The sequence below is a fragment of the Mesorhizobium sp. C432A genome, from assembly GCF_030323145.1.
In the GTDB taxonomy this organism is placed as follows: domain Bacteria; phylum Pseudomonadota; class Alphaproteobacteria; order Rhizobiales; family Rhizobiaceae; genus Mesorhizobium.
The window spans coordinates 2,332,607-2,354,855 of record NZ_CP100470.1; the positions used below are offsets into that span (position 1 = coordinate 2,332,607).

Sequence of the window (22,249 nt, forward strand, 5' to 3'; positions counted from 1 at the left end):
CTCCCCACAAGGGGGATGGTAAGCGGAGCTACTCCGCCGGCTCGACATTGGCGTACGCCGCTTCCTCAAGCTCCCGCTTCAGCCTCGCTTCCTCATGCGTCTTCGGCGTGACGAAGCGGCCGAGCAGGAGGTAGGCGACCGGGGTCAGGAACAGCGTCGAGACGGTGGCGAGACCCAGCCCGCCGACAATGACCCAGCCGAGCGCGATGCGCGCTTCGGCACCGGCGCCGGCGGCCAGCACCAGCGGGACCCCGCCGAGAATGGTGCAGATCATCGTCATCATCACCGGCCGCAGGCGGATGATCGAGGCCTGCTCGATCGCCTCGCGCACGCCGAGGCCGCGGTCGCGCAGCTGGTTGGCGAATTCGACGATGAGGATGCCGTTCTTGGCCATGACGCCGACCAGAAGCACGAGGCCAATCTGGCTGTAGGCATTGAGGCTGGTGCCTGACAAAAGCAGCGCAAAGATTGCGCAGGCAAGGCCGAGGGGGACCGTCGCCATGATGATGACGGCGCTGACGAAGCTTTCGAACTGGGCGGCGAGCACCAGGAGGATGATGACCAGCGCGAAGCCGAAAATGGTGATCATGGCGCTGTTGGTCTCGCCGAGCGTCGCGGCTTCGGCCAGCGGCAGGACGCGGCTGCCCGGCGGCAGCAGCGGGGCGGCGATCTGCTCGGCAACGCCGAGCGCGTCACCCAGTGCGAAATTGCCGTTCAGGTTCGAGGTGATCGCCACCGAAGGCTGCTGCTGTTCGCGGGTCAGCGACGGCGGCACGGCGCGCTCGGTCAGCGTGGCGATGGTCGACATTGGCACGAAGCGGCCGTCGGCGGTCTTCAGGAAGATGTTTTCCAGATCGGTCGGATCATTGATCGGGTTGGTGGTCGAGACCAGCTTCACGCCATAGCTGCGGTCGGCGATGTAGACATCGACGACATCGTTGCCGTCGAGCATCGCCTGCAAGGTGTTGGCGAGACCCGATATGTCGATGCCGAGATCGGAGGCGCGCTCGCGGTCGATCGCCACCGCCAGCTGCGGCTGCGTCGGGTCGATGGAAAGCCGCGGCGTCTGGAAGCGCGGATCGGCCTGCATCCGGGCGATGATCTTCACCGCCGCGTCGCCGAGCGCCTTGCGGTCGTTGCCGACCAGCGCGAATTGCAGGCCGTTGCCGGCGCCGCGAATGCCGAGGCTATTGGCCTGCACCGGGAAGATGCGCACGGATGGCACCTGCCGGGTCAGCTGGCTTATCTGCGCCATGATCTCCTGCTGGCTGCGCGTGCGCTCGTCCCACGGCGCCAGCGTCATCACCATGAAGCCGGAATTGTAGGCGCCGTTCTGGCCGGCGTTTTCGAAGGTCGAGACGATCTCGCCGGAATCGCGCAGCGGCTGGATCAGCCGCTCGATCTTCTGCATCTGCTGCGTGGTGTAATCGAGGCTGACGCCTTGCGGCGCGTTGATGCGCAACAGCACGACGGCGCGGTCCTCGCTCGGCGTCAGTTCCTGGCGGATGGTGCCGAACAGGCTGAAGGCGACGCCCGCAAACAGCACCGCAACCAGCAGCACGATCCACGGCGCGCCGAGGCAGGCATGCAGGGCGCGCTTGTAGGCCGCGTTCAGCGCGCCACCGACGCGCGCGCCAATGCCGTGACCGCCTTCATGGTGGAGCGATGCGCCGGTCAACATGCGCGAGGCCAGCATCGGGCACAGCGTCAGCGCCACCACGCAGGAGAGCAGCACCGACATGGCGAGGACGAAGCCGAATTCGCGAAACAGGCCGCCGGTCTGTCCCGGCAGGAAGGAGATCGGCACGAAAACGGCAACGAGCGTCAGCGTCGTGGCGATGACTGCGAAGAACACTTCTTGGGCGCCGAGCACGGCGGCGGCACGAGGCCCCATGCCTTCGTTGCGCCGTCGCACGATGTTTTCCAGAACGACGATGGCGTCGTCGACGACAAGGCCGGTTGCCAGCACCAGCGCCAGAAGCGTCAGGATGTTGATGGAGAAGCCGGCGAGATAGATGGCGGCGATGGTGCCAATCATGGCGACCGGCATTGACAGACCAGGGATCAGCGTCGCGCGCCAGTCGAGCAGGAAGATGTAGATGACGATCAGCACCATGGAGATCGACAGGCCGAGCGCGATCTCGACCTCGTGCACGGCGCCGTTGACGAAGACTGCGTCGTCGCTGGTGATCTTGATCGACATGCCCTTGGGCAGGTTTTCCTGCAGCTTGGCGACGGCTGCCTTCACTCCGGTGGAAATATCCAGCGTGTTCGATTCCGCCTGGCGGATGATGCCAAGGCCAATGCCGGTCTTGCCGTCGGAGCGCAACGAGGTCTGGCCGATGTCGGGACCGAGCGTGACGGTGGCGACGTCGCGGATGCGCGTCGTGCCGCCGATGATGATGTTTTCGAATTCTTCCGGCGTCGTCACATCGGCCGTGGTGCGGACGATGAGATCCTGGTTGGTGGTGGTGATCGAACCGGCTGGTGAATCGAAAGCGACCGAGGCAAGCGCTGCCCTCAGATCGGCCACAGTGAAGCCGAGGCTGGCGAGCTTGTTCTGGTCGACATCGATGCGGAAGATCTTGTCGCGGTCGCCATAGACCTGAACGTCGGCGACGCCAGGCACGGCAGCCAGTTCGTCCTCGATCTGGTCCTGGACGATCACCGTCATGTCCTGCACCGACATGGTGTCGGAGGTGACGGCCAGTCGCATCACGGCATCGGAATTGGCATCGGCCTTGACGATGCGCGGCGGGTCGGCGGTCTCCGGTATCATGTTGGCGACACGGCCGACCGCGTCGCGCACGTCGGAGGCGGCGACGTTCAAATCGACGCCGTCGTTGAACTCGATGGTGACGCGGCTCTGGCCGAAGGAAGAGGTCGACGAGATCGACTTGACGCCGGAGACGCGGGCGACCGCGCCCTCGATGGTGTCGGTCAGTTCACGGTCGACGGTTTCGGCGGCGGCACCCTCGAAGGCCGTCGACACGGTGACCACGGCGCGGTCGACATCGGGCAGTTCGCGGATTTCGACGCCATAGAAAGCGGCAAGGCCGGCCACTGCGATCAGCGTGTTCAGCACGAAGGCCATAACCGGCCTGCGGATGAAGAGTGCGGTGAAGCCGGTTTCGCTGGCGGTGCTGACGGGTGCAGTCATGAGCCTTCGGCAGCTTCCGCGGCGCGCTGATCCTGGCCGGCGATGCGGACCGCGCCGCCTTCGCTGACGCTCTGGGTGCCTTCGGTGACGACCATGTCGCCATCCTCGATCTCAGCGTCGATCAGCACCGTCTCAGTGTTGCGCTGGATGATGCGCACGGGAACGCGCCTGGCCTTGCCGTCCTCGACCTGCCAGACATAGGCGCCGTCGGAACCCCACAGGATTGCCAGCGGGCTGACGGCCGGATAGGTGTCGCCGGGGAAGCGCATGGTGATGCCGAACGACATGCCGGCGCGCAGCGAATCCGCCGGATTGGCGATTGCAGCCTTGACCAGCAGGGTGCGGCTCTTTTCGTCGATGTGGTTGTCGATGGCCGACACAGTGCCGGTATAGGCCTTGCTCGGATTGGCGATCGGCGTCGCCGACAGTTGCGCGCCGACCTTGACGGCGGCGGCGAAGCGCTCGGGCACCAGGAAATCGACCAGGATGGAGGAGCGGTCGTCAAGCGTGGCGATCGCCGACTGGCTGGTGACGTAATTGCCGGCCGATATCGGCAGGATGCCGACCGTGCCGGCGATAGGGGCGACGATCGAACGACGCTGCAAGGCGAGTTCGGCATCCTGCAGCGCCAGTTTGGCGCCGGCCAGCACCACTTGGGCATCGGCGACGGCGACCGGGGTCGCGGCGTTGGAGGCCCTCAATGATTTCACCCGCTCGAGCTTGTCCTGGGCATCCTGCAAGGCAAGCTTGGCACGATCTTGCGAGATCACCTCGGTCTCGGAATCGAGAACAGCGATGATCTGCCCCTTGTCGACGCGGGTGCCGGATTGGACGAGAAATTCAACGAGGCGCCCAGAGCTGTATGGGTTGACCGTCACCGAGGCGTTGGCGCGGCCGGTGCCGATCGCCTGCAGGCGATCGTTGATGGTGGCGGTGGTCGCCGGCAAGGCGACGACATTTGCCGGGCGGCCGGCAGCGTTGCGGCCGCCTGCCTGTTTTGTCGTGTCGACCGCACCGGTTGTGGCGGGCGCCGAAGCATAGGTCCAGTCGATGCCCCAGCGTGCTAGAACCTCCGGCGCGCCCGGGAAGAATCGCGCCCAGGCGAGGACAGCCGCGACCAGGATCACAAGCGCAAAAACGATCTGTTTCCAGGCGGCCATCGACACTCCGGTTGGCAAAACGTCTACCGGTTTCGCCAAGCAAAAAAACGCGCAGCGACGCACCCGGTATGTGCGAAGCCGCCGCAATATCATGGCTTTATGGCAATTCTGCCGCTTCCATGCACATTAAATCTGCGTAATTTTGCGCACCTGCGGCGGGGATTGAACGTGTCAGCGCAGGCTTTCGAGGTCGCGGATGCGCCTGGCGCTGTCGGCCTCGAGCTGCCTCGTGACGGCGCCGATCAGCGTCTCGGCGACAACGAACAGAGCGGCCGAAGAGTCCCACGCCGAAGGCACGGCGGTGCGTCCGGCAATGACATGGCGGGCAAAGCGGGCGATCGGCGATAGCCACTGGTCGGTGAACAGCACGATCTGAACGCCGCGCTGATGCGCGGTCTGGGCAAAGCGGACCAGACTGTCCTGGTAGCGCCTGATGTCGAAGATCACCAGCACGTCGCGCTTGCCCATGTCGATCAGCCGGTCGCGCCAGATGCTCTCCTGGCCGGCAAGGTGATAGACATCGGGCTGGATGATGGCGAGGTGGGCGGCCATGTAGCGTGCCAACGGATCGGTGAAGCGGCCGCCGATCAGGAATGTCTTGCCGCGCCGGTCGGCAAGCCTTGCGGCGATGTCGGCAAGCTGTCTGTCGGAGAGATGCCTGAAGGTCTCGCGCATATTGTCCAGCGTCGCCTCCAGCATTGGCGATACTGCACCGCTTGGGGAGGCCGGGTTGAGCGTGCGCGATGCCGGCGACTGCAATTGCGCCGCCAGTTCGTCCTGCAGCGCCGACTGGAATTCGGGATAGTTCTGGAACCCCAGCCTGGAGACAAAGCGCAGGATGGTCGGCGACGATACGCCGGCGGCGGTCGAGAACTCGGCGACCGTCTTCAGCCCGATCAGCGGATAGTTCGCAATCAGTGTCTGCGCGGCGCGGCGCTCGCCGGCCGGCATCGTGCCGATGCGGTCCGAAATCAGTTCGGCAATGCTGGAAATCATCGTTTTCCCCACCCCTGAGCCCGTCCAGACCGCTTCCCCGAAATCGCGTTTGACAAAGCCGGACAAACTGTATGAAATCATCCACAGGGACGCAATGAGGCAAAATACGTAACATAAGATACAGCGCTCCCCAGGGGACGGCAGACTATGGAGAGAGCACGGCCCGCCAGCCTTGCATCGTCTGATACCGTAGGGGTGACGAACCCCGGCGGGTCCAGCCCTTTCGTGCTGACCTGCGACCACGCTTCCAACTTCCTGCCGTCCGAATTCGGCACGCTTGGCCTGCCGGCCGAGGACCTCTCCCGCCACATCGCCTGGGACCCCGGCGCGCTGCCGGTGGCGCGCCGCATCGCGACCGCCCTCGATGCGACGCTCATCGAAACCCGCATCTCGCGCCTGATAATCGACTGCAACCGTCCGCTCGAGGCACCGGACCTGGTGCCGCCGGTAAGCGAGACGACGGCCATTCCGGGCAATGCCGGCCTGTCGGACAGTGAGCGCGCCGAGCGCATCGCTTTGTCGTGGCGGCCGTTCCACGACACGATCGCATCGATCATCGACGACCGGCAGGCGCGTGGGCAGGACACCCGGCTGGTGTCGGTGCATTCCTTCACGCCGGTCTACAAGGGCAAGAACCGGCCCTGGCATATCGGCATCATCCATGATGACGACCGCCGGCTGGCGTCGCCGCTGATAGCGGCGCTGCAGCGGCTCTCCGGCGTCACTGTCGGCATCAACGAGCCCTATTCGCCGGCCGACCGCGTCTATTTCACTTTGGAGCGCCATGCACGCTCGCGCGGCCTTGCCTGCGCAATGATCGAAATCCGCAACGACGAGATCTCCGGCGAGACCGGGCAGCGGAAATGGGCGGATCTGCTCACGGGCATTTTTTCTGACCTGGAACCCGAGGAGGCCAAGGGTTCCCGGCGACACGCAATGGGAAAGTCAGTTCAATCGGCCAGCTAGAAAAACAGGGGACGAAAATGGCAGGACCGGACAAATCAGACGCTGAAAGATCGGAGGATGTAAAAACCCTCCATAGCATGGGCTATGCCCAGGAGTTGGCTCGCCGCATGAGCGGCTTCTCGAATTTCGCAATTTCCTTTTCGATCATTTGTATTCTGGCGGGCGGCATCACGTCCTTCCCGCTGGCCATGGCGACCGGCAGCGGCTTCGAGGCGACTGTCGGCTGGGTCATCGGCGGCGTCTTTGCACTTGTCGTTGCCGCGTCCCTTGGCCAGATCGGCTCGGCCTACCCAACGGCCGGCGGTCTCTACCACTGGTCGTCAATTCTCGGCGGGCGCGGCTGGGGCTGGGCCACGGCCTGGATCAACTTGCTCGGCCTGGTCTTCGTCGTCGCCTCGGTCAATGTCGGCGTCTACGCGCTGTTCAAGGACCTTGTCTGGTCCGGCGTGTTCGGCAACGACGTCTCCGCGTGGGGCTATCAGGAGCAGGTGATCGGCGTTGTGATCATCACGGTCGCACAGGCGCTGATCAACCATTTCGGTATCAGGCTCACCACCATGCTGACGGATTTCTCGGGCTACCTCATTCTGGTCGTCGCCGTCGTGTTGACCGCGATGTTCCTGATCTGGGGCGCAAGCTGGGATTTCTCGCGGCTCACCACCTTCGTCAACAACACCGGTGATCCAGGCGCAGGCTACGTTCCGACCGCACGGACGGCACTCGTCGCCTTCCTGATCGGCCTGCTCTACCCACTCTACACCATCACCGGCTTCGACGCTTCGGCCCACACGTCCGAAGAGACCCACAATGCCCGCGTGGCGGTGCCGCGCGGCATGATCCATTCGGTCCTGTGGTCGCTGGTGTTCGGCTTCGTCATGGCCGTTTCGTTCGTACTGGCCAGCCCCGATCTGGCAGCGACGGCCAAGGATGGCGCTAATGCCTGGTTCAATCTCTTCAACAACCTGCCGGCACCATTCCTGCTGAAGAGCATCATTGCCATCGCAATCGTGCTGGCGAACTTCATCTGCGCTCTCGCCGGACTGACGTCGACCTCGCGCATGATCTTTGCCTTCGCGCGTGACGGCGGCCTGCCCGGTTCGTCGGTGTGGAAAACCGTCAGCCCGACATGGCGCACGCCGGTGGCGGCAATCTGGCTCGGAGCGGTGCTCGCGGTCGCAGCGACATTGTACTCGCCGGCTTTTGCCGCACTGGCGGCCGGCTGTGCATTGTTCCTCTACGTGTCCTACGCCATGCCCGTGGCCGCCGGCCTGCTTGCCGAGGGCAAGAGCTGGACCGAATTCGGCCCGTTCCGCCTCGGCATCTGGTCCAAGCCGTTCGCCGTCATCACGGTGCTTGGCGTTCTGGTGCTGATGTATGCCGGCATCCAGCCGCCCTTCGACATCCTGATCAACTATGCCATCGGCCTGATCGTTCTGCTCGTGGTGCTGTGGTTCGGCATCGAATCGCGCCGCTTCAAGGGCCCGCCGATCGGCGCCGACATTGCTCGCCGCGCTTCCGAGATCGCGGCCGCGGAAGCAGCCGTCGGCCAGACGGCAGGCTAACAGCAAAGACTAGATGCTCCGGCCGGCGCAAGCCGACCGGGGCAGGGCCGGCCAGTTAAGAATGCAAAGGGGACTACAATGGCAGCACCGGGTTATTCAGACACAGACAAGGCGGAAGACGTAAAGCACCTCCATTCCATGGGCTACGCCCAGGAACTTGAGCGGCGGCTAAGCCGCTTCTCCAACTTCGCCGTTTCCTTCTCCATCATCTGCATCCTGTCGGGCGGCATCAATTCGCTGGCGCAGGCAACGTCGGGCGCCGGTGGCATCGGCATCGGCATCGGCTGGCTGGTCGGCTGCTTCGTCTCGCTCACCTTCGCGGTCGCCATGTCGCAGATCAGCTCGGCCTATCCGACGGCCGGCGGCCTCTATCACTGGGGTTCGATCCTCGGCAATCGCGGCACCGGCTGGGTGACGGCCTGGCTCAACCTGCTCGGCCTGATCACCGTGCTCGGCGCCATCAATGTCGGCACCTGGACGTTCTTCATCGGCGCCTTCGGGCCGACGCTCGGCATCGAGGGTACGCTGACCAATCAGATGATCTTCCTGGTCATCATCACCGGCGCCCAGGCCCTGATCAACCATCTCGGCATCAAGCTGACTGCGAAGTTGACCGACTTTTCGGGCTACCTGATCTTCTTCGGCTCGATCCTGATTGCTGTCGTCTGCCTGTTCTCCGCCGAGACCTGGGATTTCAGCCGGCTCTTCACCTTCCACAACTACTCGGGTGAGGCCGGCGCCAGCGTCTGGCCGTCCGTCTCGAACGCCTGGGTGTTCGCTCTCGGCCTTCTGCTGCCGATCTACACCATCACCGGCTACGATGCTTCGGCACACACTTCCGAGGAAACCATCAAGGCGGCCTCATCGGTGCCGCGTGCGATGGTGATGTCGGTTATCTGGTCGGCGGTCTTCGGCTATTTGTTCCTGGCCGCCTTCGTACTGATGATCCCCAACATGGACGACGCCGCCAAGCAGGGTTGGAACGTGTTCTTCTGGGCCTTCGACCAGCGCGTCAGTCCCGGCCTCAAGGAGTTCGTCTACCTCGTCGTGTTCATCGCCCAGCTGTTGTGCGGCCTCGCAACCGTCACCTCGGCTTCGCGCATGATCTTTGCCTTCTCGCGTGACGGCGGCCTGCCGGGCTCGTCTGCACTGGCCAAGGTCAGCCCGACCTATCGCACGCCGGTGGCGGCGATCTGGACGGCGTCGGTCCTGTCGGTGCTGTTCGTCTGGGGTTCGACGCTGGTTTCGGTCGCCGGCACCTCGGCCTACACCATCGTCGTGTCCTGCACCGTCATCTTCCTGTTCCTGTCCTTCACCGTGCCGATCGTGCTCGGCATGGTGGCTTGGGGAACGCCGAAGTGGGACAAGATGGGACCGTGGAACCTGGGCCGTGGCATCTTCATGCTGTTCGGCGTTCTCTCGATCGTGTCGATGATCCTGATCTTCATCATCGGCATCCAGCCGCCGAACGACTGGGCGCTGTACATCACCGTCGGCTTCTTCATCCTGACGGCGATTGTCTGGTTCGCCTTCGAGCGCAATCGCTTCCAGGGCCCGCCGCTGGGGGACATCATCGCGGCACGTCAGGCAGCGATCAAGGCCGCCGAACAGGCGGTCGGCGAAACCGGCCACTGACGTCACCATCATGGCCATGGCCGGCGTGCAGCCGGCTATGGTTTCGTCCTCAACGACCAAGCACTGGAGTGCCAAAGGAAATGGCCGGAAATTTCTCGTTCGATCAGTTGAAGAAAGCGGTCTCCAGTGGCGAGATCGACACGGTGCTGGCCTGCATCGTCGACATGCAGGGGCGGCTCGCGGGAAAGCGTTTCCTGGCGCAGTACTTTGTGGATTCTGCTCATGACGAGACGCATGGCTGCAACTATCTGCTCGCCGCCGACATCGATATGGAGCCGGTGCCGGGCTACAAGGCGGCAAGCTGGTCGAAGGGCTATGGCGACTTCCTCATGAAGCCGGACCTTGCGACGCTGCGGCGGATTCCGTGGCTGGAAAAGACCGCGCTGGTGATCTGCGACGTGCTCGACCACCACACCCATGACGACCTTCCGCATTCGCCGCGCGCGATGCTGAAAAAGCAGGTCAAGCGGCTCACCGAACGCGGCTATATCGGCTACTTCGCCTCCGAGCTCGAATTCTACCTGTTCAACGAGACCTACGATTCCGCCCGCAAGAAGCACTGGCAGGGGCTCGACACCGCGTCGCCTTATATCGGCGACTACCAGATCGGCATCACCACCAAGGAAGAAGGCGTCATGCGCCGGCTTCGCAACGAGATGGAAGCGGCGGGCATCCCGATCGAAAACTCCAAGGGCGAATGGGGCCCGGGCCAGGAAGAGATCAATGTGCGCTATGCCGAGGCGCTCGACATGGCGGACCGCCACGTCATCCTGAAGAACGGCGCCAAGGAGATTGCCGAGTCCGAAGGCAAGTCGATTTCCTTCATGTCGAAATACAATTACGGGCTCGCGGGCAACTCCAGCCACATCCACAATTCGCTGTGGAGCGCCGATGGCAAGACGCCATTGTTCTTCGACAAGAAGGCGGACTGGACTTTGTCCACGCTTGGCCAGCAATGGGCGGCTGGGCAGCTCAAATACGCCAGGGAGTTTACCTGGTTCCTGGCGCCCTACATCAACTCCTACAAGCGCTTCCAGGCCGGCACCTTCGCACCGACCAAGATCATGTGGAGCGAGGACAACCGCACCGCCGGCTTCCGCCTGTGCGGTGAGGGCACCAAGGGCATCCGCATGGAATGCCGCATCGGCGGCGCCGACCTAAACCCCTATCTCGCTTTCGCGGCGCTGATCGCCGCCGGCCTTGCCGGCATCGACGAGAAGCTCGAACTGCAGAAGCCGTTCGTCGGCGATGCCTACCAGGCCTCGCGCCTGCCGGAGATCCCGAAAACGCTGCGTGACGCCACCGAGACGCTGGCCAAGTCGAAGATGCTGAAGCAGGCGCTCGGCGACGATGTGCTCGAACATTATGTCCACACCGCAAAGTGGGAGCAGTTCGAATACGACCGCCGCATTACGGATTGGGAACTGCACAGAGGGTTCGAGCGGTACTAAAACTTTATACAGCTTTAATGTTGACAATGTGGTGAAGTTAGTACCATATGGTACCTGTAAACTGCAGTGCGCTACATTGAGGAGTTTGCAATGTCCAAATATGCGCCGCTCAAGGACTTTCTCATTGCCCAGAATGTCGATCGCGTTCCGATGTCGTTCGCCGAAATCGAGAGAGTGCTCAATCTGCCGCTGCCCGCATCGAAGCAATACCCTGCATGGTGGAGCAACAATCCGAGCAACAATCCCATGACAAGGGAGTGGCTTGAGGCTGGGTTCGAGACCGAATCCGTCAATATAGGGAGTGGGAAACTGGTATTTCGCCGCGTTCGCAAAGAGCCCATTTCGGCGCCGCCCAGTGGTAGCGTGCCTGCCGCGCCAAAGGAGGCGCGCGCGGATCGCCACCCCGGTTTTGGTTTCATGAAGGGCCTAATAACGATCGAAGCCGGATTTGATATCACCAAACCTTTCGATGACGAGCCATGGGACCGGGGCTATCTGGGCGGTGAGGCTGACGCGCGTGACGGCAAACTTGCGGTGCGTAAATGAGCGAAGGGCCAAACCTGCTTCTGGATACATGTGCGGTGATCTTTGTCGCCAACGATAGTCTGATCGATCCGCACGCAAGCCGGGAGATTTCGGAAGCGGCCTATGACGGCCGTCTGTATCTTTCACCGATGTCGGCATGGGAGATCGGAATCGGCGTAGCCAAGGGTCGGCTCAATCTGCCATTGGCACCACTCGACTTCGTGGAGCGATTCATCGAGCGAATGTCGGCAAAGCTCAGCGCTATCTCACCAGCCATTCTGATTGCGTCATCCAACCTGCCCGGTCCGCCTCATGGTGATCCCATCGATCGGATACTGATGGCAAGTGCGAGAGCGTTGGACATGGTTCTGGTGACGCGTGACGAGCCCATCCTTCGCTATGGCCGCAATGGCCATCTGCGCACCCTAGCCTGCTAACTTGGAGTATCCTTTGGAAACCGTAAAACTCAAATCGCCCATCGATGGTTCGATTTACGCCGAGCGGCCGATCGCGACCGACCAGGCGATCAATGCCGCGGTCGAGCGCGCCAAGGCGGCGCAGGAGAAGTGGGCGCTGACACCGATCGTCGAGCGCGGCAAATTTATGCTGGCGATGCTCGAAGCGCTGGTCGCGATGACCGACGAGATCGTGCCGGAGATCGCCTGGCAGATGGGGCGACCGGTGCGCTATGGCGGCGAGTTCGGCGGCGTCAGGGAACGCACCAATTACATGGTCGAGATCGCTGAAGCCGCGCTGAAATCCGTGCCGGCATCCAACCCGAAGGACGGCTTCCGACGCTATGTGAAGAAGGATCCGCTCGGCGTCGTCATGGTGATCGCGCCGTGGAACTATCCCTATCTGACCGCCGTCAACACCATCGTGCCGGCACTGATGGCCGGCAATACCGTTATCCTCAAACATGCGGCGCAGACGCTGCTGGTTGGCGAACGGTTCCAGCAGGCGTTCGACAAGGTTGGGCTGCCCAAGGGCGTGTTCCAGAATGTCGTGCTGAACCATGCCCAGACCGAGAAGCTGCTCGGCTCGGGCAAGATCGACCATGTCAATTTCACCGGTTCGGTCGGCGGCGGCCGCGCCATCGAGAGGGCGGCGGCCGGCACCTTCATGACGCTCGGGCTCGAACTCGGCGGCAAGGATCCGGCCTATGTGCTGCCCGACGCCAAGCTCGACCATGCGGTGGCCAATCTGGTCGACGGCGCCTTCTACAATTCCGGCCAGTGCTGCTGCGGCATCGAGCGCGTCTATGTGCATGAGAAGGTCTACGACCAGTTCGTCGAAGGTTTCATCGCCGAGACGAAGAATTATGTCGTCGGCAATCCGCTGGAACAGGCGACGACAATGGGGCCGATGGCGCAGGCGCGCTTTGCCGACCTGATCCGCGAGCAGAAGGCCGAGGCGCTGCGCAAGGGTGCAATCGCACACATCAATATGAAGGTGGCTAACGACAAGGCCGGCTCGCCCTATCTGGCGCCGGAAGTGCTGACCGGCGTCGACCACCAGATGAGCGTCATGCGCGAGGAAAGTTTTGGCCCGATCGTCGGCATCATGAAGGTGCGTAACGACGAGGAGGCGATCGCGCTGATGAACGACAGCCCCTACGGGCTGACCGCTTCGATCTGGACCGGCGATATCGAGCATGCGGTGGCGATCGGCGACCGCGTCGAGACCGGCACCGTGTTCATGAACCGCTGCGACTACCTCGATCCGGCGCTGGTCTGGACCGGCGTCAAGGACACCGGCAAAGGCGTTGCCCTTTCGGCGCTCGGCTACGACAATCTGACCCGGCCGAAATCCTTCCATCTGCGCGAAGCCATCTGATTTTTTGAAAGACAAGACATGTCCAAGCTGATCTCCAAATGGAACTACCCGACCACCGTCCGCTTCGGTGCCGGGCGCATCAAGGAACTGCCTGAGGTGCTCGCGGCCACCGGCATTAAGCGGCCGCTTTTCGTCACCGATCCGGGGTTGGCGAAACTGCCGGTCGTCGCTTCGACGCTGAAAATCCTCGACGACGCCAAGGTATCCTATGGCGTGTTCTCCGAGGTGAAGCCGAACCCGGTCGATTCCAACCTCACCGCCGGGATCGCCGTGTTCAAGAAGGGCAAGCATGACGGCGTCATCGCCTTCGGCGGCGGTTCAGCGCTCGATCTCGGCAAGCTGATCGCGTTCCAGGCTGGCCAGACGCGGCCGATCTGGGACTTCGAGGATGTCGGCGACTGGTGGACGCGCGCCAATTCGGATGCCATCGCGCCGATCATAGCCGTGCCGACCACTGCCGGCACAGGCTCGGAAGTCGGGCGTGCCGGCGTCATCACCAATGAGGCGACGCACACTAAGAAGGTGATCTTCCATCCGAAGCTTTTGCCGGCAATCGTCATTGCCGATCCGGAACTGTCGGTCGGCATGCCCGGCTTCATCACCGCCGGCACCGGCATGGATGCGCTGGCGCACTGCCTCGAAGCCTATTGCGCGCCGGGCTATCACCCGATGGCCGACGGCATTGCGGTGGAAGGTGTGCGCCTGGTGTTCGAGAACCTGCCCAAGGCCTACGCCAACGGCAAGGACCTTGTCGCGCGCGCCCACATGATGAGTGCGGCCGCCATGGGTGCTGCCGCCTTCCAGAAGGGTCTTGGCGCCATCCACTCGCTGTCGCATCCGATCGGCGCGCTCTACGACACCCATCACGGCATGACGAATGCGGTGTTCATGCCCTATGTCTTGGCCTTCAATCGCGACTCCATCGAGGAGCGGATTGCCCGGCTCGCTGCCTATTGCGGCATCAAGGGTGGCTTCGACGGCTTTGCCAAAGCGATCATCAAGCTGCGCAAGGAATTGAAGGTGCCGCATGCGCTGCCCGATCTGATCAAGGGGCTCGACATGGACAAGAAGCGCAAAGGGCTGATCGCCGACATGGCGGTGGTCGATCCGACCGCCGGCGGCAACCCGGTCAGGCTGACCAAAAAGGCGGCGCTGACGCTGCTCGAGAACACTATCGCCGGCACTGTCTGAGGCGGTTTCTGCGCCGGACGTGATCTAAAAACGAAGGGAAAGGAAGGGCAAGGGGGCAAAAAGCAAGGCAATAAACCATTAGCCGGGAATTAAGTCGAGGCTAATTGCTACAGCCGGTTAAAAAGAGTTAACTTTTCGTACCGCCGGGGGCCAGTTTCAAAAAGCTTTCATCTGGCTGTCATATGAAACCGATACCGCATCGCAGGCGTCCAGGACGCCAGTTCAACGGAGAGAACACATGTTCAAGTTCACAGGGAAAGTGCTTTCCCTTTCGGCCGTCGCCCTCATGGCGACCTCTGCTATCTCGTCGGCCCAGTCCATGGATGAACTGGTTGCCGCTGCGAAGAAGGAAGGCCAGCTCACGACCATCGCGCTGCCGCATGACTGGTGCGGCTACGGCGCCGTCATCGACGGCTTCAAGGCAAAGTATCCTGAGATCACCATCAACGAACTCAACCCCGATGCCGGCTCCGGCGACGAGGTCGAGGCGATCAAGGCCAACAAGGACAACAAGGGCCCGCAGGCGCCCGACGTCATCGACGTTGGCCTGTCCTTCGGCCCGACCGCCAAGGCTGACGGCCTGATCCAGCCCTACAAAGTGTCGACCTGGGACTCGATCCCCGACAGCGCCAAGGATGCCGATGGTTACTGGACCGGCGACTACTATGGCGTGCTATCCTTCCTGGTGAACAAGGACCTCGTCAAGGAAGCGCCGGCTGACTGGGCTGACCTGCTGAAGCCGGAATTCGCCAACACCGTGGCGCTTGCCGGCGACCCGCGCGCCTCGAACCAGGCCATCCAGGCCGTCTACGCGGCCGGCATTTCCGGTGGTGCGGCTGCCGGCGAAGCTGCTGGCACTGCTGGTCTCGACTTCTTCAAGAAGCTTAACGCCGCCGGCAATTTCGTGCCGGTCATCGGCAAACCGGCGACCCTGGCACAAGGCCAAACGCCGATCCTGGTGACCTGGGATTACAATGCACTTGCCGGTCGCGACACGCTGAAGGGCAATCCGCCCGTCGACGTCGTCGTGCCGAAGACCGGTGTCGTTGCCGGCGTCTATGTGCAGGCGATCAGTGCTTTCGCACCGCATCCGAACGCTGCCAAGCTCTGGCTGGAGTATCTCTACTCCGACGAAGGCCAGATCGGCTGGCTGAAGGGCTATTGCCACCCGATCCGCTTCAACGATCTTGCCAAGAACGGCAAGCTCCCGGCGGACGTGATGGCCAAGCTGCCGCCGGCCGAGGCTTACGCTGCCGCGGTGTTCCCGACGCTGGACGAGCAGGGCAAGGCAAAGGAAGCCGTCACCAAGAACTGGGATGCCGTCGTCGGCGCCAACGTCAAGTAAGGCTTGAAACCAACCGGGCGGCCTCGCGGCCGCCCGGTGTTCCTCGGAGACGGTAGCCGGCGCATGACAGATATCTCGCTTTCCGATCACGCAGTTGCCGGGAAGACCGCGCCCCCCAGCGAGGCGCGTGCAATGCGACTGCCGACGCAATGGCTCGGCGTTGCGCCATTCTTCATCTTCGCCATCATGTTCCTGATCCTACCCACGCTCTATCTGATGCTGGGTGCATTCCAGAACGATGCCGGCGAATTCACGTTCGAAAACATAGCAGCACTGGCGCAGCCATCGATTGTCGCCGCCTACTGGATCTCGCTCAAGGTCAGCCTTTCCTCGTCGCTGATCGGCGCCTTCGCAGGTCTCGGCATCGCCATCGCCATCGTGCGCGGCGGCCTGCCGGAGTGGATACGTTCGGCGACGCTGACATTCTCCGGCGTGGCTTCCAATTTCGCCGGCGTACCGCTGGCCTTCGCCTTCATCGCCACGCTCGGACGCCTCGGTCTCGCCACGGTGCTGCTCAACACCGTGTTCGGCCTCAACATTTATGCGCACGGCTTCAACATCCTATCGTTCTGGGGTCTGACGCTGACCTATGTCTATTTCCAGATTCCCCTAATGGTGGTCATCATCACGCCGGCGATCGACGGCTTGAAGAAGGAGTGGGGCGAGGCTGCGGCGACGCTTGGCGCCACCCAGACGCAATACTGGCGCATGGTGGTCATCCCGGTGATCTGGCCGAGTTTCCTCGGCACGGTCATCCTGCTCTTCGCCAATGCCTTCGGCGCCATCGCCACCGCCTATGCGCTGACCGGCTCTTCACTCAACATCGTGCCGATCCTGCTCTATGCGCAGATACGCGGTGACGTGCTGCACAATGCCCATCTCGGCTATGCGATCGCCTTCGGCATGATCGTCATCACCGGGCTGGCCAATGTCTTCTACATCTGGTTCCGGACGCGCTCGGAGAGGTGGCTGAAATGAAGTCCGGAAAATTCTGGGCCTGGGTCGTCTTCGGGCTGGGTGGGGCCTATTTCTTCATTCCGCTGATCGCGACGGTGGAATTTTCCTTGCGCATGCGGCGCGGCGCTTATTCCTTCGACGCCTATCAGATCGTGCTTGGCGACCCTCGTTTTCAGGCGACCTTTGGCTACTCAGTGCTTGCCGCCATCTTCACCATCATTCTGGGCGTGTTGATCGTGGTGCCCGCCGCCTACTGGATTCGACTGCGCCTGCCGCAACTGCGGCCGATCGTAGAGTTCATCACGCTGCTGCCGCTAGTCATTCCCGCCATCGTCATCGTCTTCGGCTATATCAGGATGTACGGTTCGAATTCGCCGCTGCCGTTCCTGGCGACCGACATGGGCACAAATGCCTTGCTGGTCATCGGCTATGCAATGCTGGCGCTGCCCTACATGTATCGCGCGGTCGATACCGGACTGCGCACCATCGACGTCAGGACGCTGACCGAAGCGGCGCAGATCCTTGGCGCCGGTTGGGGCACGATCATTGGTCGTGTGATCCTGCCCAATGTGCTGATCGCCGTGCTGTCGGGCGCCTTCCTTACCTTCGCCATCGTCATTGGCGAATTCACCATGGCCAGCTTGCTCAACCGGCCCGCCTTCGGCCCCTATCTTCAAAACGTTGGCGCCAACCGCGCCTATGAGCCGGCGGCGCTTGCCATCATCGCCTTCGCCATCACCTGGGGCTGTATGTCGCTGATCCAGATCCTGTCCCGTTTCGCGCCGAGATCGGCGAACCGCCCGAACTGATCGACAAAGTACTGATCGAAAGAAAAAGCCATGGCCGAACCATTCCTCTCCATCCAGCATGTGCGAAAATCCTTCGGCGCCACCACCGTGGTCGAAGATTTCAATCTTGATGTCGAGCCGGGCGAGTTCGTTTCCTTCCTTGGGCCATCGGGTTGCGGCAAGACCACCGTGCTGCGCATGGTCGCCGGTTTCGAAGAGCCGTCGGCGGGCAAGATCGTCGTCGCAGGCAAGGACATTACGCGGCTGAAGCCCAACCAGCGCAATGTCGGTATGGTGTTCCAGGCTTACGCGCTGTTCCCGAACCTGACCGTGGCGCAAAATATCGGCTTCGGCCTGAAGGTCGCCGGCATGGCAAGGGCAGAGATCGATTCCCGGGTCGCCGAGATGCTCGACATCATCAAGTTGCCGCAGATGGCAGACCGCTATCCCTATCAGCTCTCAGGCGGCCAGCAGCAGCGTATCGCGCTGGCGCGTGCCATCGCGCCGAAGCCGAAGCTGCTTTTGCTCGACGAGCCGCTGTCGGCGCTCGACGCCAAGGTGCGCGTCTCGCTGCGCGAGGAAATCCGCTCGATCCAGAAGAAGCTCGGCATCACCACCATCTTCGTCACACATGACCAGGAAGAGGCGCTGTCGATCTCGGACCGCATCGCGGTGATGTATGGCGGCAAGGCCGAGCAGGTCGGCACGCCGTTCGAGATCTACAACCGGCCGGCGACCAAGTTCGTCGCCAATTTCGTCGGCACGCTGAACGTGCTCGAAGGCAAGGTCACTGACGCCGCGGCCGGCACGGTGCAAGTCAACACGCAGGAAGTCTCGCTCAAGGGCAAGCTCAACGGCTCGAAGTCCGGTGACACCCTGTCGCTGGCGCTGCGTCCCGAGGCGATTTCGCTAGGGCGCCAGCCCGGTCGCGATTCAAGCCTGTCGGGCGAAATCTCCGAAGTGCACTTCCTCGGCTCGGTGATCCGCGTTCGCGTCGGCATCGGCGGCAACACGGTGTCGCTCGACACCTTCAACAGCCCGGCCACACCACCGCCGGCTGTTGGCGAGAAGGCGGAGATATCGTTTTCATCGAGCGACATGCTGGTGCTGCACTAGTAAAAGCAGCATCCCAAGGGAACCGAGACGGTCGAATCAGGCCAGCGCGATGAACGGCCGTATCCTGCCAAGGTCGGGCGTTTGCTGGACAATCAACAGCATCTTGCCATCCAGCCACTGCCCATGATGCCGCTTCGCCGCTACGATGGGCCATGGCGCTATTCGAACTTACCCTCATCCTGCTTCTGGCTGCCGTCGCGCTGACGGCGCTGTCGCGGCGGCTGGAAATTCCCTATCCGTCCCTGCTGGCTCTGGCCGGCGTCGCGATTGCCTTCGTACCCGGTGCGCCGACGATCGAGATCGATCCGGAGCTGGCGCTTGCCCTGTTCATCGCGCCGGTGCTTCTCGACGCCGCCTATGACACGTCGCTGCGCGACCTCAAGCGCTACCGGCTGTCGCTCGCGTTGCTCGCGCTGGGCGCCGTGGTCTTCACCACCGTGGTGGTTGCCTTGGTCGGCTGGAAGATGGCCGGCCTGCCGATCGCGGCGGCAATCGCGCTTGGCGCCATCGTCGCGCCACCGGATGCGGTGGCCGCATCCGCCGTGCTCAGCCAGTTCAAGGTACCGCACCGCATCACCGCCATCCTGCAGGGCGAGAGCCTGCTCAACGATGCCACGGCGCTGCTGATCTACCGGCTGGCGGTTTCGGCCGCGCTTGGCACGATCATGCTCAGCAACGCCGTTCCGGTGATCCTGCTGGCAACGATCGGCAGTGTGATCGCGGGCTATCTGTTTGGCCGCGTCTCGCTGCTGGCGCTCGGCCGCATCGAGGATGCGGCGAGCAGCACGGTGGTGCAGTTTGCCGGAACCTTCGCCGTGTGGATCATCGCCGACAGGCTCGGCCTTTCCGCCATCATCACCATCGTCGTCTATGCCATGACCATTGCGCGCAGGGCGCCGCGCCAGTCGTCGGCGAGACGCCGCGTCAGCACCTATTCGGTCTGGGAGTCGGCGGTGTTCGTGCTCAACGTGCTGGCTTTCGTGCTGATGGGCCTGCAGGCACGCACGATCGTTGGCAGGCTGGCCGGCGACGGGCAAGGCGAAGCATTCCTTTTCGCCGCAACGGTGCTGGTCGTCGTTATCGTCGCGCGCCTTGTCTGGGTGGCGAGTTACGTCGCGATCATCCGGTGGCTTGCCCGCTTCGGCAGCCAAGAGGCAAGGCGGGAATTGCCGACGTTCGGCGGCGCCGTCATTGTCGGCTGGTGCGGCATGCGTGGGTTGGTGACGCTGGTGGTGGCCATTGCGCTGCCGGCCGATTTTCCCGGCCGCGACCCGATCGTGCTTGCCGCCTTCGCGGTGGTGCTGGGCACGCTGGTGCTGCAAGGCATGACGCTGAAGCCGCTGCTGCGCTGGATCAACTTCGACCCCGATAGAACCGTCGACAATGAGGTGGCGCAGGCGCGCGTCGCCATCATGCAGGCAGCACTGGACGTGCTGAGCCGCAAGACATCTGCGGCCGCCGCCGTCGTGCGCGAACAGTATGAAGCGCAGCGCCTGATTGCGGAAAACCCGGAGGACGCTCAGGCCGCGACCGAATACGACCGGCTGCGCCTCTATGCCATCAACCGCCAGCGCGACACGCTCGAGGAGTTGCGCAGCAACGGCACGATCGGCGACGAAGCCTACCACCGGCTGGAGGAAGAGATCGACTGGGCCGAACTGGCGGCATCGCCGGCGGGCCGGTTCCAGCCGCTGACCACATCATAGACGCTGGCCCAGTTCCGCCGTCGTGCCGGTACATTGCAACCCGTCTGCCGAACCGCTACTGCCAAAGCGAAATTGAGCCGGATAAGCAATGAAGCTGGTCAGCTACAACATCCAGTACGGGTTCGGCGGCGATGGCCGTTACGATCTTTCGCGCTGCACCAAGCTGGTCGACGGCGCCGATATCATCGCGCTGCAGGAGGTCGAGCGGCATTGGCAGCGCACCAATGAGGACGACCAGCCGGAGGTCCTGTCCAAGCTGCTGCCTAGCTATTACTGGGTCTATGGCCCGGCCTTCGACATGGACGCCAGTGAGCAGCGCGACGGCCGGGTGGTCAACCGCCGCCGCCAGTTCGGCACCATGCTGCTGTCGAAGCTGCCGATCGCCTGGTCGCGGCTGCACGCGCTGCCCATGCGCCGCACGCTGCGGCCGCTCAACACGCGCAACGCCGCGCTCGAATGCATGATCCGCACGCCGGCCGGACCGGTAAGGGTCCTGTCGCTGCATCTCGCCCATATCGCGGCGGAGGAGCGTCTGGAGCAGATCGACTATCTCTTGGCCGAGCATCGCCGCGCGCCGTTCGAGGGAGGCCCGTGGAGCGGCGCGGACGATGAGCCTTCGCGCAACTGGACCAGTGGCGAGGCCGAGCCGGAGAACCCGACGGCGGCGATCTGGATGGGCGATTTCAACATGGAGCCTGGCAGCGCCGAATACAGCCGCATCGTCGGCAGCACGCCCTATCATCGCGGGGCAGCTTATCTCGACGGCTTTGTTGATGCCGCTGCCGTCGCTAGCGAGCCGGCTGCCGATTTCCACACCCATGTGAAAACGATCGACGGGAAAGTGGCAAAACGCCGGCTCGACCATTGCTTCGTCGGCGGTATGTTCGCGGACCGTGTGCGCTCGGTCAGTGCCGATATAGGCGAGATCGCTTCAGACCATTTTCCGGTCCGGATCGATATCGATCTCGAAACGCCTTTGAGCTCAGGAGATCGGTGAGCCCTCAATGACGCTTTTCGTCTTTTTCGCGGTGCTTGCCGCCGCCGCCATGCACGCGATCTGGAACGCGCTGGTCAAGGTGCATCTCGATCGCTTCCTGTCGATCACGCTGATGACGCTGGGCATGGGTTTTGCCGCACTGTTCGTGCTGCCCTTCGTCGAGTTTCCAAAGGCCGCGGTATGGCCCTTTATAATCGCCTCGGTGCTCTTTCACATGGGCTACCGGACCTTCCTCATCGGCGCCTACAAGGCAGGCGACTTTGCCCAAACCTATCCGCTGGCGCGCGGTACGGCGCCGCTTTTGACCGCCCTCGGCGGCGTTGTCGTGGTGCAGGAGATGCCGGCGCCTTTCGCCATCCTCGGCATCCTGCTGCTGTCGGCCGGCACGCTGGTGATGTCGTTTCGCGGCGGCGCGCATCTGGAGCGGATCAATGTGCGGGCGGTCGGCTTTGCGCTCGGCACTTCGATCTTTATATCCAGCTACACGCTCTCCGACGGCAGCGGCGCGCGGCTGGCCGCAACGGCAACGAGCTATGCCGCATGGCTGTTCATCTGCGATGCCACGTGGGCGCTGGTGCTGTGCCTCATCTTTCGCGGGCCCAAGGCGCTGCCCGTGCTGGCGCGTGACTGGAAAGCAGGCCTGTTCACCGGCGTGCTCAGCGGCGCGGCCTACTGGATCGTCATGTGGGCGATGACCAAGGCGCCGATCGCCTCGGTGGCGTCGTTGCGGGAGACGTCGATTCTGTTTGCCATGATGATCTCGGTTTTCGCGCTCGGCGAGAAAATGACAGGCTGGCGCGGCGCCGCCGCGCTCAGCATCGTCGCCGGTGTCGTGGCCCTCAGACTGGGCTGAGAGCC

Annotated in this window: 18 protein-coding genes; 15 read left to right on the forward strand and 3 right to left on the reverse strand. The window is 63.0% G+C overall.

Going from position 1 to position 22,249, the window contains the following annotated elements:
• Positions 1-28: 28 nt before the first annotated feature.
• The 3 genes from NLY33_RS11245 to NLY33_RS11255 all read right to left on the reverse strand — a co-directional run bounded on the left by NLY33_RS11245 (position 29) and on the right by NLY33_RS11255 (position 5,316).
• Positions 29-3,160: an efflux RND transporter permease subunit gene (locus tag NLY33_RS11245; protein ID WP_023704042.1), complete on the reverse strand. Its 3,132-nt coding sequence runs from the start codon at positions 3,158-3,160 to the stop codon at positions 29-31.
• Positions 3,157-4,320, reverse strand: a complete 1,164-nt coding sequence (locus tag NLY33_RS11250; protein ID WP_023691844.1) for an efflux RND transporter periplasmic adaptor subunit — start codon at positions 4,318-4,320, stop codon at positions 3,157-3,159. The genes NLY33_RS11245 and NLY33_RS11250 overlap by 4 nt, the downstream gene beginning before the upstream one ends.
• 171 nt (positions 4,321-4,491) lie before the next feature.
• Positions 4,492-5,316, reverse strand: coding sequence for a MurR/RpiR family transcriptional regulator (locus NLY33_RS11255; protein WP_023671160.1), 825 nt, complete (start codon positions 5,314-5,316; stop codon positions 4,492-4,494).
• Between the two features lie 147 nt (positions 5,317-5,463).
• Here NLY33_RS11255 and NLY33_RS11260 point away from each other — a divergent pair, with 147 nt between their 5' ends.
• The 15 genes from NLY33_RS11260 to NLY33_RS11330 all read left to right on the forward strand — a co-directional run bounded on the left by NLY33_RS11260 (position 5,464) and on the right by NLY33_RS11330 (position 22,244).
• Positions 5,464-6,282 carry an N-formylglutamate amidohydrolase gene (locus tag NLY33_RS11260; RefSeq protein ID WP_023691843.1) on the forward strand — a complete coding sequence of 273 codons (819 nt, stop codon included), beginning with the start codon at positions 5,464-5,466 and terminating at the stop codon, positions 6,280-6,282.
• Positions 6,283-6,299: 17 nt separating this feature from the next.
• Positions 6,300-7,844 carry an amino acid permease gene (locus tag NLY33_RS11265; RefSeq protein ID WP_023691842.1) on the forward strand — a complete coding sequence of 515 codons (1,545 nt, stop codon included), beginning with the start codon at positions 6,300-6,302 and terminating at the stop codon, positions 7,842-7,844.
• Between the two features lie 78 nt (positions 7,845-7,922).
• Positions 7,923-9,479: an amino acid permease gene (locus tag NLY33_RS11270; RefSeq protein WP_023691841.1), complete on the forward strand. Its 1,557-nt coding sequence runs from the start codon at positions 7,923-7,925 to the stop codon at positions 9,477-9,479.
• Between the two features lie 80 nt (positions 9,480-9,559).
• Entirely contained in the window at positions 9,560-10,930 is a 1,371-nt protein-coding gene (locus tag NLY33_RS11275; RefSeq protein ID WP_023707596.1) for a glutamine synthetase family protein, read from the forward strand.
• Between the two features lie 90 nt (positions 10,931-11,020).
• Positions 11,021-11,476, forward strand: coding sequence for a DUF7662 domain-containing protein (locus NLY33_RS11280; RefSeq protein WP_023671165.1), 456 nt, complete (start codon positions 11,021-11,023; stop codon positions 11,474-11,476).
• Positions 11,473-11,892 (forward strand): type II toxin-antitoxin system VapC family toxin, encoded by a 420-nt coding sequence (locus NLY33_RS11285; protein ID WP_027049802.1) that lies wholly within the window; start codon positions 11,473-11,475, stop codon positions 11,890-11,892. Before NLY33_RS11280 ends, NLY33_RS11285 begins: the two co-directional genes overlap by 4 nt.
• 13 nt (positions 11,893-11,905) lie before the next feature.
• On the forward strand, positions 11,906-13,291 hold the full coding sequence (locus NLY33_RS11290; RefSeq protein WP_023704040.1) for an aldehyde dehydrogenase family protein: 1,386 nt from the start codon (positions 11,906-11,908) through the stop codon (positions 13,289-13,291).
• Between the two features lie 18 nt (positions 13,292-13,309).
• A complete protein-coding gene (locus NLY33_RS11295; protein ID WP_023683212.1) occupies positions 13,310-14,482 on the forward strand; it encodes an iron-containing alcohol dehydrogenase in 1,173 nt (390 codons plus the stop codon).
• A 238-nt stretch (positions 14,483-14,720) separates the two neighbouring features.
• Positions 14,721-15,827, forward strand: coding sequence for an ABC transporter substrate-binding protein (locus NLY33_RS11300; protein WP_023671169.1), 1,107 nt, complete (start codon positions 14,721-14,723; stop codon positions 15,825-15,827).
• Positions 15,828-15,890: 63 nt separating this feature from the next.
• A complete protein-coding gene (locus tag NLY33_RS11305; protein ID WP_023671170.1) occupies positions 15,891-16,805 on the forward strand; it encodes an ABC transporter permease in 915 nt (304 codons plus the stop codon).
• Positions 16,802-17,593, forward strand: coding sequence for an ABC transporter permease (locus NLY33_RS11310; RefSeq protein ID WP_023704039.1), 792 nt, complete (start codon positions 16,802-16,804; stop codon positions 17,591-17,593). The genes NLY33_RS11305 and NLY33_RS11310 overlap by 4 nt, the downstream gene beginning before the upstream one ends.
• Positions 17,594-17,623: 30 nt before the next feature.
• Positions 17,624-18,688 (forward strand): ABC transporter ATP-binding protein, encoded by a 1,065-nt coding sequence (locus NLY33_RS11315; protein ID WP_023691836.1) that lies wholly within the window; start codon positions 17,624-17,626, stop codon positions 18,686-18,688.
• A gap of 152 nt (positions 18,689-18,840) precedes the next feature.
• Positions 18,841-20,394: a cation:proton antiporter gene (locus NLY33_RS11320; protein ID WP_023704038.1), complete on the forward strand. Its 1,554-nt coding sequence runs from the start codon at positions 18,841-18,843 to the stop codon at positions 20,392-20,394.
• 88 nt (positions 20,395-20,482) lie between these two features.
• Positions 20,483-21,391 carry an endonuclease/exonuclease/phosphatase family protein gene (locus NLY33_RS11325; RefSeq protein WP_023691835.1) on the forward strand — a complete coding sequence of 303 codons (909 nt, stop codon included), beginning with the start codon at positions 20,483-20,485 and terminating at the stop codon, positions 21,389-21,391.
• A gap of 7 nt (positions 21,392-21,398) precedes the next feature.
• A complete protein-coding gene (locus tag NLY33_RS11330) occupies positions 21,399-22,244 on the forward strand; it encodes an EamA family transporter (protein WP_023683217.1) in 846 nt (281 codons plus the stop codon).
• The last annotated feature ends 5 nt before the right edge of the window (positions 22,245-22,249 follow it).

Excerpts from the sequence above, each read along its gene's own strand:
- NLY33_RS11245 (WP_023704042.1), bottom strand. The coding sequence starts at position 3,160 with ATGACTGCACCCGTCAGCACCGCCAGCGAAACCGGCTTCACCGCACTC.
- NLY33_RS11250 (WP_023691844.1), bottom strand. The coding sequence starts at position 4,320 with ATGGCCGCCTGGAAACAGATCGTTTTTGCGCTTGTGATCCTGGTCGCG.
- NLY33_RS11255 (WP_023671160.1), bottom strand. The coding sequence starts at position 5,316 with ATGATTTCCAGCATTGCCGAACTGATTTCGGACCGCATCGGCACGATG.
- NLY33_RS11260 (WP_023691843.1), top strand. The coding sequence starts at position 5,464 with ATGGAGAGAGCACGGCCCGCCAGCCTTGCATCGTCTGATACCGTAGGG.
- NLY33_RS11265 (WP_023691842.1), top strand. The coding sequence starts at position 6,300 with ATGGCAGGACCGGACAAATCAGACGCTGAAAGATCGGAGGATGTAAAA.
- NLY33_RS11270 (WP_023691841.1), top strand. The coding sequence starts at position 7,923 with ATGGCAGCACCGGGTTATTCAGACACAGACAAGGCGGAAGACGTAAAG.
- NLY33_RS11275 (WP_023707596.1), top strand. The coding sequence starts at position 9,560 with ATGGCCGGAAATTTCTCGTTCGATCAGTTGAAGAAAGCGGTCTCCAGT.
- NLY33_RS11280 (WP_023671165.1), top strand. The coding sequence starts at position 11,021 with ATGTCCAAATATGCGCCGCTCAAGGACTTTCTCATTGCCCAGAATGTC.
- NLY33_RS11285 (WP_027049802.1), top strand. The coding sequence starts at position 11,473 with ATGAGCGAAGGGCCAAACCTGCTTCTGGATACATGTGCGGTGATCTTT.
- NLY33_RS11295 (WP_023683212.1), top strand. The coding sequence starts at position 13,310 with ATGTCCAAGCTGATCTCCAAATGGAACTACCCGACCACCGTCCGCTTC.
- NLY33_RS11300 (WP_023671169.1), top strand. The coding sequence starts at position 14,721 with ATGTTCAAGTTCACAGGGAAAGTGCTTTCCCTTTCGGCCGTCGCCCTC.
- NLY33_RS11305 (WP_023671170.1), top strand. The coding sequence starts at position 15,891 with ATGACAGATATCTCGCTTTCCGATCACGCAGTTGCCGGGAAGACCGCG.
- NLY33_RS11310 (WP_023704039.1), top strand. The coding sequence starts at position 16,802 with ATGAAGTCCGGAAAATTCTGGGCCTGGGTCGTCTTCGGGCTGGGTGGG.
- NLY33_RS11315 (WP_023691836.1), top strand. The coding sequence starts at position 17,624 with ATGGCCGAACCATTCCTCTCCATCCAGCATGTGCGAAAATCCTTCGGC.
- NLY33_RS11320 (WP_023704038.1), top strand. The coding sequence starts at position 18,841 with ATGGCGCTATTCGAACTTACCCTCATCCTGCTTCTGGCTGCCGTCGCG.
- NLY33_RS11325 (WP_023691835.1), top strand. The coding sequence starts at position 20,483 with ATGAAGCTGGTCAGCTACAACATCCAGTACGGGTTCGGCGGCGATGGC.
- NLY33_RS11330 (WP_023683217.1), top strand. The coding sequence starts at position 21,399 with ATGACGCTTTTCGTCTTTTTCGCGGTGCTTGCCGCCGCCGCCATGCAC.